Consider the following 14,041-nt stretch of genomic DNA (forward strand, 5'->3'; position numbering starts at 1 on the left):
GGAACGTTAGGGATTTCGCGCCTCCGGAACGTCACCGTGCGGTGGACATTCGCGTGTAGCTCGCTAGGGGGACACGGGGTCGCTTGGAGATGCAGACGCCTTGAGTGCCGCGGACAGCCAGGCGAACGGCATGAACTCGGCGGCCTCCTTCGCGGTCCCGTCGATGATCGCCACCAGCGACTGGTACCGGGTGTACGGATCGGTGGACGTGGCGGCCTCCTCGATCGACTCCAGGTGCAGCCGTTCGATGTCGAGCACGTCGGCCGCCAGCTTCTCGCGGTACTCACGGCTGTCCGGGGTCTCGGTGATCTCCCCCAGGTGAGCCGCGTAGAGACCGGCGATCTCGCGCCCCAGCGGCGAGTCCGCCGGCTCACCGGCCTGCTGCGCCTCCTGCGCCCGCACGAAGATCTCGCCTCCCCGTTGGAACGCGCCCACCATCTCCGCCGACGTCATCATCGCGGCGGCGGGCCCGGAGAAGGTCTCCCGCAACGCCTTCTTCACCTCACGGCGGAAGTCCGCGTCCTGCAGGAGGTTCGCCAGCTCGATCCACGCCTCCAGCTGTTCGGTGGCCGGCTCGTCCGGCAGGACCAGAGGGCCGTTGCGCATGAGCTCGAGGAACTCGGGGCTGATCTGGAGGCCCTCGCTGATCTCGTTCCAGAAGTCGTCGAACAGCCGATCGCGCTCCTCGTCGGACATCCCGACCAGCTTGTGCATGAGGATCACCTGTTCTGCCTCGGTGTGCTGACGGGCGATCGTCCGCAGCACCGCCCGCCTCGACCGGATGCGCCGGGCCTGCTCGTCCAGACGGGACAGGTGCGCGGTGGCGAGCTCGGAGAGCGTCACGCGGCCGTCCAGCAGCCGCCGGATGTCGTCGAGCCCCGCGTCCAGTTCGCGCAACGTGCTGACGAACTCCAGCCGGGCGATCGCGTGGACGTCGTAGAGCCGGTGCCCGGCCGCGGTGACCTCGGCGGGGGTCACGATCCCCTCGTCGGAGTAGAACCGGATGGCGCTGACGCTCAGCCCGGTCCGGCGCGCCACCTCTCCGATCGCGTACAGCCTGGTGTTGTTCATGAGGGCCACTATCGGACCTCAAGCGGCTTGAGATGCAACCCACACGATCGACTTACTTGAGCATTACCAATCCTTTACCTATGCTCTGCGGCGAGGGGAGTACTTCCCAAGCGCCTGCCCGGTCAGTACGGACATCCCGAGGTGTCCTCGGGAGGCCACCCGCGCCGGGTGAAGGAGACCTCGAACGATCATGTTCGAGGAGGCTCTGTGCCCGTGCAATCCGTGGCGTCGCCCGGTCTGTGGTTCGTGAGCATCGCGGCGTTGCTCGTCCTGCTGGTGGTGGACTTCCTGGTGACCCGCCGCCCGCACGAGGTGTCGGTCAAGGAGGCTGCGGGCTGGTCCGTCTTCTACCTGGCGCTGCCGCTGGTGTTCGGCCTCTGGCTGTGGTTCGAGTTCGGCAGCGGTCAGTCGCTGGAGTTCGTCACCGGGTTCGTGGTGGAGAAATCCCTCTCGGTCGACAACCTGTTCGTCTTCATGCTGCTGCTCGCCGCGTTCAGCGTGCCGGCGGAGATCCAGCAACGCGTGCTGCTCTACGGCATCGTCGGCGCGTTGGTGCTGCGCGGCATCTTCATCGCGGCCGGCGCGGCGATGCTGTCGGCGGGGACCTGGGCGTTCCTGGTGTTCGGACTGGTCCTGTTCGCCTCGGCGCTGAAGATCCTGCACTCGGCCCTCGCCGGTGAGCCGGCCGCGAAGGACACCTCGAAGATGCTGTCGGTGCGGCTGCTGCGCAGGCTGATGCCGGTCACCGACGACTACCGCGGCACCAGGATGACCGTCCGCGAGAACGGCCGGAGGGCTCTCACCCCGCTCGCGATCGTGGTGGTGGCGATCTTCGCGACCGACGTCGTGTTCGCGATCGACTCGGTGCCGGCGGTGTACGGCATCACCGAGGACCCGTACCTCGTGTTCACCACCAACGCGTTCGCGCTGCTCGGCCTGCGGGCGCTGTACTTCGTGCTGCAGTCGTTGCTCGCCAAGCTCGTGCACCTCAACCACGGTCTCGCGATCATCCTGGCGTTCATCGGGGTGAAGCTGGTGCTGCACTGGGCGCACGGCGTGTGGCCGGCCGTGCCGACGATCCCGACCCCGGTCTCTCTGGGCGTCATCGTCGCGACGCTGGGCATCGTCACCCTGACCAGCCTGCGGTCCCGCCGAAAGGAAGAAGCGGTCTCCGGGCCCTGAGTTCGGCGGTCGCGGCTTCGCGGACGACCTGTGGGCTTCGGCCACAGGTCGTCGGCCGCTCCACGGACAAGTGTCCGATATCGTGGGCACATGCCTGCTCGCCCTGACACCGGCCCCGACTTCATCGAGGCGCTCGCCCGCGGCCTGGACGTGATCCGCGCGTTCCGGCCGTTGCGCCCGGTGATGACGCTCAGCGAGGTCGCCTCGGCCACCGGGCTCGCGCGGCCGACCACGCGCCGCATCCTGCTCACGCTCGCCGAGCTCGGGTACGTGCGGCAGAGCGAGGCCGGCTTCGCGCTCACCCCGCGCGTGCTCGACCTCGGCGTCGCGTACGTGCGGTCGATGGGCCTGTGGGACGTCGCCCGCCCGCACATGGAACGGCTGTGCGCCCGCACCAACGAGTCCGTGTCGATCGCGCAGCTCGACGGGCCGGACATCATCTACGTCGCACGGGTGGCCGTGCCGAAGATCGTCACGCTGTCCGTGCAGATCGGCACGAGGTTCCCGGCTCTGCCGACGTCACTGGGGAAGGTGCAGCTCGCCGCCTTGGCGCCGGACGAGCTGGAGGCCGTGCTCGCGCAGCCGACCCGGTCCGGGCTGACGTCGCGCTGGCAGCCGCACGCGGCCGAGCGCGACGCCGAGCTGCGCGACGTCCGGGCGCGCGGGTGGGCGTTGACCGACGAGCAGCTCGCGCTGGGCATCCGGTCGGTCGCGGCGCCGCTGCGCGACGGGACCGGCAAGGTCGTGGCCGGGATCAACGTCAACTGCCACGCGTCCGAGACGTCGGTCGAGCACATGGTCGAGCACCACCTGCCCCTCCTGCTGCAGGTCGCGGGCGAGATCAGCGCCGACTTCGCCCGGCTCGGCTCGGTACCGCACGAGGTCGTCGCGTCCTGAGGGGTTGACCAGCGGCCGTCGAAGGTTGACGATTCAACGGACACCTGTCCGCCAGACGGTCAGGGGAGTTCCCGATGGGTTCCGTCGTCCTGAGAAACGGCACTGTCCTGACCATGGACGGCCGCCAGCCGCTCGTCGATCACGACGTCCTCGTCGCCGACGACCGGATCGCCGCGATCGGGCCCCGGCTGGAGGTGCCGGAGGGGACCGTCGAGATCGACGCCACGAACGGCATCGTCATGCCGGGCATGATCGACACGCACCGGCACCTGTGGCAGACGGCGATGCGCGGCTACGGCGCCGACTGGACGCTCACGCAGTACTTCGTCTGGTACTACCTGGAGTGGGGCAAGGTCTTCCGGCCCGAGGACGTCCACGCCGGCAACCTCCTCGGTGCGGCCGAGGCGCTCGACGCCGGTGTCACCACGACCGTCGACTGGTCGCACGGCCTGCAGACCACCGACCACGCCGACGCCGCCGTCGACGCGCTGCAGGCGGTGCCGGGCCGGTTCGTGCTGGCCTACGGCAACATCCAGGACAGCCCCGCCGCCTGGACCGCCACGCCCGAGTTCCGGGACTTCGTCTCCCGCCGCATCACCGGCGACGACATGCTGGGCTTCCAGCTCGCGTTCGACGTCACGGGCGACCCGTCGTTCCCCGAGAAGGCCGCTTTCGAGGTCGCGCGGGAGCTCGGCGTCCCCGTCACGACGCACGCGGGCGTGTGGGGTGCGACGAACGACGACGGCATCAGGCTGATGCACGACAACGGCTTCATGACCCCGCAGTCGATCTACGTGCACGCGGCGACGTTGTCCGCCGACTCCTACCACCGCATCGCGGCGACCGGCGGCTCGATCTCCGTGTCGACCGAGAGCGAGCAGAGCGCGGGCCAGGGTTACCCGCCCACCTGGGCGATCCGCGAGCACGGCATCCCGGTGTCGCTGTCGATGGACACGTCGGTGTGGTGGAGCGGCGACCTGTTCTCCGCGATGCGCGCGACGCTCGGTGCCGACAGGGCCCGCGAGCACATGGCCGCGCACGCCACCAACGACACCGTCACGCACTCGTCGTTGCGGGCCGAGCAGGTCGTGCAGTGGGCGACGATGGGTGGCGCACGGGCGTTGGGACGCGACGCGGACCTCGGCAGCCTCGAAGTCGGCAAGAAGGCCGACATCGTGCTGCTGCGCAACGAGGACTCCCCCGCGATGTTCCCGATCCTCAACCCGTACGGGCACGTGGCGTTCCAGGCGCAACGGTCCGATGTGGACACCGTGCTCGTCGACGGCCGGATCGTGAAGCGCGACCACAAGCTCGTCGGCGTCGACCTCGGCTCCATCCGCGCCCGGGTGTCGGACACCGTCGACCACCTGCGGGCGCAACTCGGCGAGGAGGCGTGGGCGAAGGGCATGAACCCCGACATCCCGGAGTCCAAGGTGCTGGACAACCCCTACACCTACACCGAGTACCGCGGCGACACCCGGACGTCCGTCTGATGGGCCCACTCGAAGGCCTGCTCGTCGCCGACTTCTCGCGCGTGCTGGCGGGCCCGTACGCGACCATGCTGCTGGCCGACATGGGTGCCTCGGTCGTCAAGGTCGAGGGACCGGGCGGCGACGAGACCCGCACGTGGATGCCGCCCGTCCGCGACGACGTCTCGACCTACTACCTGGGCGTCAACCGGGGCAAGCGGTCGATCGCGCTCGACCTGCGCTCCGAGGACGACGCCGCGCTGGGACGGGAACTCGCCCGGCGCGCGGACGTGGTGATCGAGAACTTCAAGCCCGGTGGCCTCGCCAAGTACGGTCTCGACCACGCCTCGGTCAGCGCGTCGAACCCGCGGGTGATCTACGCGTCGATCACGGGGTTCGGGTCCGGGGAGGGCAGCCACGTTCCCGGCTACGACCTGATGGTGCAGGCGATCTCCGGGTTGATGAGCCTGACCGGTGATCCGGACGGGCCGCCGTACCGCGCGGGCATCTCGGTGTTCGACGTGATGGCGGGCAACCACGCCGTCATCGGCATCCTCGCCGCGCTGCGCCACCGCGACTCGACGGGGCAGGGCCAGCTCGTCGAGGTGAACCTGCTGTCGTCGGCGCTGACCGGTCTGGTCAACCACAGCTCGGCGTTCGCCGCGGGCGGCGTCGTGCCGTTCCGGATGGGCAACGCGCACCCCAGCGTGTTCCCCTACGAGCCGTTGCCGACCGCGGACAACGACCTCATCGTCGCGGCGGCCAACGACGGCCAGTTCCGGCGGCTGTGCGAGGTCCTGGAGCTGCCCGAGGTGCCGGACGACCCGCGGTTCGCCCGCAACGCCGACCGCACGCGACACCGCGGGGAACTGCGGCCGATCCTGGTGGAACGGCTCCGGAACCGCGGCGCCGTCGAGTGGTTCGACCTGCTCGTGGCGGCCGGGGTGCCGTGCGGGCCGATCAACACGATCGACGGCGGGTTCGCGATGGCCGAACGGTTCGGGCTCGACCCCGTCGTGGTGGTCGGGGACGTGCCGACGACCCGGCACCCGATCCGCTTCTCGGAGACACCGGCGGTCTACCGGTTGCCGCCACCAGATCTCGACGAGCACGGCGAAGAGCTGCGCGCATGGCTGAAGGAGGACCGTGACGGTCTATGAAACGGCGCTCGGTGCGTCCACGACCGACACCATCACGTTGCTGGGCCAGGACCTCGCGCGTGACGTGATGGGCACCGTCGGGTTCGGTGAGCTGGCGTTCTGGCTCGCCACCCAGCGCAGGCCGAGCCCCGGCGAGACGCGGCTGTTCGAGGCGGTGCTGGCCGCCCTCGCCGACCACGGGTTCACGCCGACCGCCATCGTCAGCCGCCTGACGTTCCTGTCCGCCCCCGACTCCGTGCAGGGCGCGCTGGCGGCGGGACTGCTCGGCGGCGGTTCGCGGTTCCTCGGTGTCACCGAGGACGCCGGCCGGTTCCTCAACGCCGTGGTCACCGCCCAGGCGCCTCGCGAGGACTGGGACGCACTCGCGCTGGAAACCCTCCAGGCGCAAGGAAAAGCCCGCGTTCCCGGGCTCGGTCACCACGTGCACAAGAACGGCGATCCCCGCACCCCGCGCCTGTTCGAGATCGCCGAGGAGGAAGGCCTGGTCGGACCGCACCTCTCGTTGTTCGCCGCGATCGGCCGCGTGCACCCGCAGGTGCTCGGCAGGACGTTGCCCCTCAACGGCGCCGGCACGTGCGGCGCGGTGCTCGCCGACCTCGGCCTGCCACTGGAGTTGCTGCGGGGCTTCGCGTTGCTGGCCCGCACCGCCGGTCTGATCGGGCAGCTCGCCGAGGAGCTGCGCAACCCCGTCGCCAACCAGATCTTCCTGTCCGTGGACACGAACACCAGGTCCGTCGCGCCTGTCGAGGAGTGAGCAATGCAGCTCGTCACCGAGGACAACATCACCGCGCTCGCCGAGCAGCGCTGGGCCACCGCGAAGGACCCGCGGACCGCGCAGCTCATGACCGCGCTCATCCGGCACCTGCACGACTTCGCCCGCGAGGTGCGGCTCACCGAGGCCGAGTGGATGGCCGCGATCGGGTGGCTCACCGCGACCGGGCAGATCAGCGACGCCAAGCGCGAGGAGTTCATCCTGGCCTCGGACGTGCTCGGCCTGAGCATGCTGGTCGTGCAGATGAACCACCGGTTCGACGCGGGTGCGACACCGGCGACCGTGCTCGGGCCGTTCCACATCGACGGCTCCCCCGAGCTCGGCTTCGGCGGTGACATGTCCGACGACGTGGACGGAACCCCGCTCTACCTCACCGGAACCGTGCGTTCGCTGGACGGTTCGCCGGTGCCCGGCGCCGTGCTGGACGTCTGGCAGGCCGACGCCGAGGGCGCGTACGAGGCGCAGCTCGAAGTGGACGAGGCGCGGTTGCGCGCGAAGTACCGGGCCGAACCGGACGGCACCTACTGCGTCCGCACGATCACGCCGAAGGGGTACGCGATCCCGATGGACGGGCCGGTCGGCGCGTTGATCGGGCAGACCGCGATCAGCCACTTCCGGCCGGCGCACGTGCACTTCCTGCTCACCGCCGAGGGGCACGAGCCGCTGATCACGCACCTGTTCGAGGAGGGCGCCGAGTACCTCGACAGCGACGTCGTGTTCGGCACCAAGCAGGAGCTCGTGGTCAGGTTCCAGCCCCGCGAGCCCGGTCCGACGCCGGACGGCGGCACGTCCGAGGTGCCGTGGGTTCTCGCCGAGTTCGACTTCGTGTTGCAGCCGTGCGCGCCGCGGTAGTCGTTCGTCCCGGTCAGCCCCCGTCGCTCGTTGACCGGGACGAGCCCTCCGGCGAGGTCGTAGTGGACGTCCTCGCCGCGCCCATCACCCCGCTGGATCGCTTGTGCGCCAGCGGCACGTCCTACTTCGGCGTGCCCGCGACGCCTTATGTGCCCGGGGTGCAGGGGATCGGGACCGTCAGCGGGCGGACGGTGTGGTTCCCCACCAGCGCCGGGATGGCTCCCGGTGACGGGAGCATGGCCGCGAAGGCGGTGGCACGGGAGGAAGACCTCGTGTTCCTGCCGGACGTCGACCCGGTCGTGATGGCCGCGCTCGGGCTGTCCGCCGTCGCCGCGCACAGGGCGTTGAGCAGTCTGTCGCCCGGCGAGTCCGTGGTCGTGCTCGGCTGCGGCGCCGTTGGCCAGGCCGCGATCCAGCTCGCCCGGCTCGCCGGTGCCGGACGGGTGGTGGCCGCCGCCCGTTCGGAGGAAGCACGTGCACGGGCGGTGCGGGTGGGAGCGGACGTCGTGGTGCCGCTGGAGGACGTGGCCGAGGCCGCCCAGGGCGCCGACCTGCTGATCGACCCGCTGTTCGGGGCTCCCGCCGCCGCGGCCGCCCAGGCGTTGCGTCCCGGCGGCCGGTGGGTGAACCTCGGCGGGTCGGCGGGCGAGACGAGCCCGATCACGTCGTCCACGTTGCGCAGCCGGTCGTTGCGCCTGTCCGGCTACACCAACAACGAACTGACCGCACGACAGCGGGCCGACGCCATCTCCGTGATCGCCGGGCACGCGGCGGCGGGCGCGCTCACCGTCGACCACGAGGTGGTGCCCCTGGCCGACGTCACCGACGCCTGGCACCGCACCGCGCACGGCCGGGTCGTGCTGGCCATGTAGTTCCCGCACCGCCACGGAATGCGGAGCTGATCATGGCGTGCCAGCATGGATCACGTGGATCGACGCGGATTTCTGAAGGTCGCGGGCCTGGCCGGTGCGAGCGCGGCGCTCGCCGCCTGTTCCTCCCCCACCACGACCCCCACCCCGGTGCCGCCACCGTCCAGTTCGTCCGTTCCGAGTGGACCGCCGGACTGGACCGCTTTGCGCTCCCGGCTTTCCGGGCAGCTCGTGCTGGCCGGCGACGACGGGTTCGCCTACCAGGGCTTCAACCCCGTGTGGGACGGCCGTAAGCCCGCCGCCGTCGCCGAGGTCGCCTCCGCCGCGGACGTGCAGGCGTGCGTCGAGGCGGCACGGGGACGCGTGGCCATCGCCGCCCGCAGCGGAGGTCACAGCTACGCCGGGTACTCGTCGCCGGCCGGTGGCCTGCAGGTCGACGTGCGCGAGCTGGCCGGCGTCGAGGTGCTGCCGGGTGACCAGGTCCGCGTCGGGTCCGGTGCCGCTCTCGGCGACGTGGCCAGGAAGCTGGTGGCCTCCGGCCGGTGCCTGCCGACCGGCACGTGCCCGTCCGTCGGCGTCGCCGGCCTCACGATGGGCGGCGGTATCGGCGTGCTGTCGCGCAAGTACGGGCTGACGTGCGATCACCTGGTGTCGGCGACGGTGGTGACCGCCTCCGGGCAACTGGTCACCGCGTCCGCCCAGCAGGAGCCCGACCTGTTCTGGGCCCTGCGCGGTGGTGGCGGGGGCAACTTCGGGATCGTCACCGAGTTCGTGTTCTCCACGGTGCCCGCGCCGGACGTCACCGTGTTCTCGCTGTCCTATCCGGCCGGTGCCGCGGCGGACGCGCTGGGCGCGTGGCAGACCTGGATCGCCGAGGCGCCGGACGAACTGTGGTCCAACGTCGTGGTGCGGGGTGGCGGCCGGCCGAGCTGCAAGATCGGCGGGTGCTTCATCGGCTCTGTCGGCGGGCTCGCCGCGCTGGTGAACAAGTTGCCGGCGCCGGCGCAGCGGTTCATCCAGGCCCAGACCTACGCGGAGGCCACGCGGTACTTCGCGGGTGGTCCGATCGCCCGTGAGTCGGCCGTGGCGTCGTCGCGCATCGTGCGTGAGCCGATCAGCGACCCCGCGCAGGCCGTCGACCTGCTGGCGGGCCAGTCCGACGAGACGTACCTGATCTTCGACGGTCTCGGCGGCGCGGTGGCCGGCGTCGCGCCGGACGGGACCGCGTTCCCGCACCGCAAGGCTCTCGCGAACGTGCAGATCTACCTCAAGACGCCGCCCGAGGCCGCCGAGCAGGCGCGCGGGACCCTGGCGACCATCCGCGACGGACTGGGCGCGCTGGTCGGCGACGCCGGGTACGTCAACTACATCGACCCCCAGATGCCGCAGTGGGCGCAGGCGTACTACGGCGGCAACCTCCCCCGCCTGAAGGAGGTCGCCGCCAAGTACGACCCGGACCACGTGTTCGCCTTCGCGCAGGCCGTGTCCGGGTGACACTCCGGCCGGGATCAGGCGGCGTCCCGTGAGCAGGCGGGACGCCGCCTGACGATCAGGGGATGCGGGCGCCCACCGCGGCGAGCGCCCTGGTGACGGGCTGGAAGAACGTCACGCCGCCGCTGCGGCAGTCGCCGCTGCCGCCCGAGGTCAGGCCGATCGCGTTGCCGTTGGCGGTGAAGAGCGGCCCGCCGCTGTCGCCGCCCTCCGCGCACACGGTCGTCTGGATGAGACCGGTGACGCGTCCCTCCGGGTAGTTGACGGTCGCGTTGAGCCCGGTGACCCGACCGGCGCGCAGTCCCGTCGTGCTGCCCATCCGCTGGACCTGCGTGCCGGCCCGCGCCTCGGCGGCGCGCTGGATCCGCACCTTGCGGCCGTTGCCCGTGTCGACCTCGCTGGGCGCGTCGGCGTTGCGGTTGTTGTAGGTGAGCAGGGCGAAGTCGCCGTTGCCGGGGAACGTCGAACGCGCGACGGTCGCGGCGGCCCGGCCGCCAGGGGTCAGGGAGAACTGCCTGCCCGCGGACGTGCAGTGGCCGGCGGTGAGGATGCCGGGACGGCCGTCGTCCGTGACGACGTTGAAGCCGAGCGAGCAGCGGCTGTTGCCGGCGAAGATCCCGTCGCCACCCTCGGCGAACAGCCTGAACGTGCCCTCGGTGCGTTGCAGCCTCACCCCGGCGCCCATGCCCTTCACCGTGGACACCAGGTCGTCCCACTTGGCGCCGGTCACGGTGCTGTCGGCGGTGACCAGGACCTCGTTCGTCGACGGGTTGACGGCCCACGCGGTGCCCGGAACGGACGCCTTCTCCCGCAACGTCTCGGTGGCCTGCTCGGGCGCCGTGCGCTGCTCCGGCGCCGCCTGGCTCGCGGTGAACGTCGCGGCGGTGATCGCCACGGCCACGAGCCCGATGGCGCCGGCGATCACCTTCGCCCGGCGGTTGTCGTCGTGGTGTTTGCGCATGTGGCGCCCTCTCGTTACCGGATCGAGATCCGCTCCTGTCTGGGAGTACGTACAGCGCCGCGTTCCGGTTTAGGTGAATCGCCGGACACAGGACGATCGGCGGACGCCTGCGGATGTCCTCTTAGGACATACACGCGAGGACGAGGGCCTGAACTCGCTGTTGCTCGCCGCCGTGGTCGTCCGGTCGCTGGCGGCGAACCCGCTGGAACCTCGGCGCGCCGCTCGTGATGGTGCTGGCCGGGGTCCGCCGACACGATCACCGTGGTCTGCGTGCTGGGCAGCGGCGCCCTGCAAGGTGTGGGGGCGACGCAGTTTCAGAGGCTCTTGGCGAAGTGGAACGCGGGGATGACGAAGCCCGACGCCAGGTAGAGGCGGTGCGCGTCGTGCCTCGGCGTCCCGGAGTCGAGGTGCACGCCCGCGCAACCCAGGCGGCGGGCCTCCTCGTCCACCCACCGCAGCAGCGCACTCGCGTGGCCCTGCCCGCGGGCGGACGGCAGCGTGCTCAGGTCGTCGATGTAGAGGTGCGACCCGGCGTAGAGGTTGGTCATGTGCCGGAACCCCGCCACCGCGACGACCCGGCCGTCCGCGTCGAACGAGGCGGCGATCCGGTAACCCTCCCGCCGCTGGGCGCGCACGAGCTCGACGAACTCGTCGGCGTCGGTGAGGTGCGGGCGCAGCTCGCGCATCGCGTCGAAGGCGAGGGCGGTGTCCGCGCCGTCCAGCTCGGCGACCGCGAGGGTGTTCTGAGTGGTCATGCTGCCGATGTTGACCGACCAAGTGGCCTCTCAGAATACCCAGTGCAGGGGTAAACCAAGAGGCCACTTGTCATGGGCCCTACGGGGTCAGGTTGATGCCCCACGTGTCGATCGTGCCGGCATCGGACGCCGCGAGGTCGCGGACGCGGAGCTTCCACGTGCCGTTGGCGCTCTCGCCCGCGACGTTCGCCGTGAAGGTGCGGTCGATGTTGTCCGCGGAACCACCCGAGCGGTTGTGCAGCGTGTACGACGAGCCGTCCGGCGCGATCAGGGCCACCGTCAGGTCACCCACGTACGGGTGGACGATCCGCACCGTCACCACCGAACTGGCGGACGGCGTCGCGGAACACCCGGAGATCACGACGTCGCTGTCGACCGCGGCGCCCGCGTCCGGGATGGGGACGTCGGTGGGGTTGGTGCCGGTGCAACTGCCACCACCGCCGCCCGTGACGGTCAGCGAGTAGGTGGCCGTGCGGGAGGCCGAGCCGGCCGCCGTGATCGTCACCGGATAGGTGCCCGCCGCGACGGACGCCGTGGTGCTGATGGTCAGCGTCGAGCTCGATCCTGTCTGGACGGACGCCGGGCTGAACGAAGCCGTTGCGCCGGAAGGGAGTCCGGACGCGGACAGCTGCACGGTCTGCGGGTCACCGCTGACCGTGGCGGTGCCGACGGTGGCCGAGACGGACGAGCCCGCCGCCACCGAACCGGACGTCGGCGACACCGACACGGAGAAGTCCGCGCCAGGCGTACCGGTGCCGACGGCCGACTTCCACAGGGTGTAGGCGATGCCGTCGACAGCGCGGTTGAGGTGCGTGTCGCTGATGTTCGCGACGGTGTCGCACGACGCGTGGTAGCAGGGGTCGAACGCGGCACCCGAGGTACCGCCCCACTTCGTCGCCTGCGCCGCGGTCTTGCGGGCGCTCGCACCCATGGCGTAGCCGGACGCGGGGATGCCCGCGTTGGTGAAGGACGCGTCGTCGGAACGGTTGCGGCCCTCGGTGTTCTCCTCCGGCTGCAGGCCCAGGGAGTCCCAGTACGCCTTCATGTGCGTGGACTGCGCCGAGGTGATGTTGTTGATGAAGTAGCCGCCGTTGGTCGAGGCCACCATGTCGAAGTTGTAGTAGGTCTTGATCTTCGTGCGCTCGGTGGACGGGAGCTGCGAGACGTAGAAGCGCGAGCCGTTGAGGCCCTGCTCCTCGTCGGTCCACCAGCCGAAGCGGACCTTGTTCAGCATCGACGGGTTGGTGCGCGAGAGCACGAGCGCGGTCTCCAGCAGCGCCGACGAGCCCGAGGCGTTGTCGTTGATGCCGGGGCCCGCGGACACGCCGTCGAGGTGGGCGCCGAACATGTAGACGTTGTTCGCGTTGCCGCCGGGCCACTCCGCGATCACGTTCGGACCGGCACCGGTGGTGCAGCCCGAGGTGCACGGCTGCTCGGTGACGCTGAAGCCCGCCGCGGTGAGCTTGTCCTTCACGTACGTCACCGACGCGCGGTAGCCCGCCGAGGTCGAACGCCGGTTGCCGCCGTTCTGCGAGGCGATCGTGCCGAACGCGGACAGGTGCGCCTTGACCGCGTTGATGTCGATGTCCGGGATCTGCGGACCGGTGCCGCCGGTGACCGTCAGCGTGTAGGTCGCGGTCTTGGTCGTGCCGCCCGAGGCCCGGACCGTGATCGGGTAGGTGCCCGACGAGATCGACGCCGTGGTGCTGATCGACAACGTCGAGTTCGTGCCCGTCGTGACGGACGAGGGGCTGAACGACGCGGTGGCGCCGGAGGGCAGGCCGGTCGCGGTCAGCGCGACGGTCTGCGCCTGGCCCGCCGTGGTCTGGGTCTGGACCGTGGTGGAGGCCGTCGACCCCGCCGCCACGGAACCGGAGGCGGGCGAGACGGCGACGGAGAAGTCGTTCGCGGGGGTCGAGCCGCCGAGGTTCAGCGACCACGCGTCGATCCGGCCGACGTCGTTGTTCGCGTTGTCGTTGACCCGCAGCTTCCACGTGCCGTTCGAGGTCTCGCCCGACAGGTCGACGGTGTAGGTCTGGTCGATGTTGTCCGCGGAACCGCCGGAGCGGTTGTGCAGGACGTAGGCGGAGCCGTCCGGGGCGACCAGGCTGACCTGGAGGTCACCGACGTAGGTGTGAACGATCTTCACCGGCACCGTGGCGGTCGCGGACGGGGCCGAGGCGCAGTCGGTGATGACGATCGACGACTCGACGGTCGTGTTGTCGCCGATCGCCACGTCGCCGTCGTTGGCGCCGGAGCACCCGGCCAGCGCGGCGGGCGCGGCCGAGGCGGGAACGGCCAGCGCTGCCACGGTCAACGACACCAGTGCTGTGGCGAGCAGAGATCTTCTTCTTCGCACAGTCGGGCTCCTTCGCAGGGATGCAGGGTCCCGCGACCGTAGCCGTCGAAGTCGCGGCCGACATCCGGTCGTTCGGATGGTCGTCGCCACGATCGACGTGCGGCGATGGCGCCGGAGAACCCGGCCTGAAGGAGACATCGATGTCGTTCCCCGCGGCAGCGATGATTTCGCCGCGCATTTGCACGAGTTGGGCTCTTTCAAAG

Annotated in this window: 12 protein-coding genes; 8 read left to right on the forward strand and 4 right to left on the reverse strand. The window is 70.7% G+C overall.

Features of this window, described 5'->3' with window-relative positions:
• Positions 1-63: 63 nt before the first annotated feature.
• Positions 64-1,071 (reverse strand): MerR family transcriptional regulator, encoded by a 1,008-nt coding sequence (locus AB0M48_RS01335; RefSeq protein WP_363835169.1) that lies wholly within the window; start codon positions 1,069-1,071, stop codon positions 64-66.
• 207 nt (positions 1,072-1,278) lie between these two features.
• Between AB0M48_RS01335 and AB0M48_RS01340 the strand changes: the two genes are divergently transcribed.
• From AB0M48_RS01340 to AB0M48_RS01375, 8 genes are all read left to right on the forward strand, one after another.
• The gene (locus AB0M48_RS01340) at positions 1,279-2,253 is read left to right on the forward strand and encodes a TerC/Alx family metal homeostasis membrane protein (RefSeq protein ID WP_363835171.1); all 975 of its coding nucleotides are present in this window, start codon (positions 1,279-1,281) and stop codon (positions 2,251-2,253) included.
• Positions 2,254-2,343: 90 nt separating this feature from the next.
• Positions 2,344-3,150: an IclR family transcriptional regulator C-terminal domain-containing protein gene (locus AB0M48_RS01345; RefSeq protein ID WP_363835173.1), complete on the forward strand. Its 807-nt coding sequence runs from the start codon at positions 2,344-2,346 to the stop codon at positions 3,148-3,150.
• 74 nt (positions 3,151-3,224) lie between these two features.
• Positions 3,225-4,643: an amidohydrolase family protein gene (locus tag AB0M48_RS01350; protein ID WP_363835175.1), complete on the forward strand. Its 1,419-nt coding sequence runs from the start codon at positions 3,225-3,227 to the stop codon at positions 4,641-4,643.
• Entirely contained in the window at positions 4,643-5,779 is a 1,137-nt protein-coding gene (locus AB0M48_RS01355; protein ID WP_363835177.1) for a CoA transferase, read from the forward strand. Before AB0M48_RS01350 ends, AB0M48_RS01355 begins: the two co-directional genes overlap by 1 nt.
• Positions 5,766-6,533, forward strand: a complete 768-nt coding sequence (locus AB0M48_RS01360) for a citryl-CoA lyase (protein ID WP_363835179.1) — start codon at positions 5,766-5,768, stop codon at positions 6,531-6,533. The genes AB0M48_RS01355 and AB0M48_RS01360 overlap by 14 nt, the downstream gene beginning before the upstream one ends.
• 3 nt (positions 6,534-6,536) lie before the next feature.
• Positions 6,537-7,403, forward strand: a complete 867-nt coding sequence (locus AB0M48_RS01365) for a dioxygenase (protein WP_363835181.1) — start codon at positions 6,537-6,539, stop codon at positions 7,401-7,403.
• On the forward strand, positions 7,388-8,275 hold the full coding sequence (locus AB0M48_RS01370) for a zinc-binding alcohol dehydrogenase family protein (RefSeq protein ID WP_363835182.1): 888 nt from the start codon (positions 7,388-7,390) through the stop codon (positions 8,273-8,275). Before AB0M48_RS01365 ends, AB0M48_RS01370 begins: the two co-directional genes overlap by 16 nt.
• A gap of 45 nt (positions 8,276-8,320) precedes the next feature.
• Positions 8,321-9,766 (forward strand): FAD-binding oxidoreductase, encoded by a 1,446-nt coding sequence (locus tag AB0M48_RS01375; protein ID WP_363835184.1) that lies wholly within the window; start codon positions 8,321-8,323, stop codon positions 9,764-9,766.
• 55 nt (positions 9,767-9,821) lie between these two features.
• On the opposite strand, the gene AB0M48_RS01380 is transcribed toward AB0M48_RS01375, so the two are convergent.
• The 3 genes from AB0M48_RS01380 to AB0M48_RS01390 all read right to left on the reverse strand — a co-directional run bounded on the left by AB0M48_RS01380 (position 9,822) and on the right by AB0M48_RS01390 (position 13,838).
• Positions 9,822-10,724, reverse strand: a complete 903-nt coding sequence (locus AB0M48_RS01380) for a S1 family peptidase (protein ID WP_363835185.1) — start codon at positions 10,722-10,724, stop codon at positions 9,822-9,824.
• A 314-nt stretch (positions 10,725-11,038) separates the two neighbouring features.
• Positions 11,039-11,479: a GNAT family N-acetyltransferase gene (locus AB0M48_RS01385; RefSeq protein ID WP_363835187.1), complete on the reverse strand. Its 441-nt coding sequence runs from the start codon at positions 11,477-11,479 to the stop codon at positions 11,039-11,041.
• A 79-nt stretch (positions 11,480-11,558) separates the two neighbouring features.
• A complete protein-coding gene (locus AB0M48_RS01390; RefSeq protein ID WP_363835188.1) occupies positions 11,559-13,838 on the reverse strand; it encodes a proprotein convertase P-domain-containing protein in 2,280 nt (759 codons plus the stop codon).
• Between the last annotated feature and the right edge of the window lie 203 nt (positions 13,839-14,041).

This window comes from Lentzea sp. NPDC051208, from assembly GCF_040682435.1.
GTDB lineage: Bacteria > Actinomycetota > Actinomycetes > Mycobacteriales > Pseudonocardiaceae > Lentzea > Lentzea kristufekii.

Excerpts from the sequence above, each read along its gene's own strand:
- AB0M48_RS01335 (WP_363835169.1), bottom strand. The coding sequence starts at position 1,071 with ATGAACAACACCAGGCTGTACGCGATCGGAGAGGTGGCGCGCCGGACC.
- AB0M48_RS01345 (WP_363835173.1), top strand. The coding sequence starts at position 2,344 with ATGCCTGCTCGCCCTGACACCGGCCCCGACTTCATCGAGGCGCTCGCC.
- AB0M48_RS01350 (WP_363835175.1), top strand. The coding sequence starts at position 3,225 with ATGGGTTCCGTCGTCCTGAGAAACGGCACTGTCCTGACCATGGACGGC.
- AB0M48_RS01355 (WP_363835177.1), top strand. The coding sequence starts at position 4,643 with ATGGGCCCACTCGAAGGCCTGCTCGTCGCCGACTTCTCGCGCGTGCTG.
- AB0M48_RS01365 (WP_363835181.1), top strand. The coding sequence starts at position 6,537 with ATGCAGCTCGTCACCGAGGACAACATCACCGCGCTCGCCGAGCAGCGC.
- AB0M48_RS01375 (WP_363835184.1), top strand. The coding sequence starts at position 8,321 with ATGGATCACGTGGATCGACGCGGATTTCTGAAGGTCGCGGGCCTGGCC.
- AB0M48_RS01380 (WP_363835185.1), bottom strand. The coding sequence starts at position 10,724 with ATGCGCAAACACCACGACGACAACCGCCGGGCGAAGGTGATCGCCGGC.
- AB0M48_RS01385 (WP_363835187.1), bottom strand. The coding sequence starts at position 11,479 with ATGACCACTCAGAACACCCTCGCGGTCGCCGAGCTGGACGGCGCGGAC.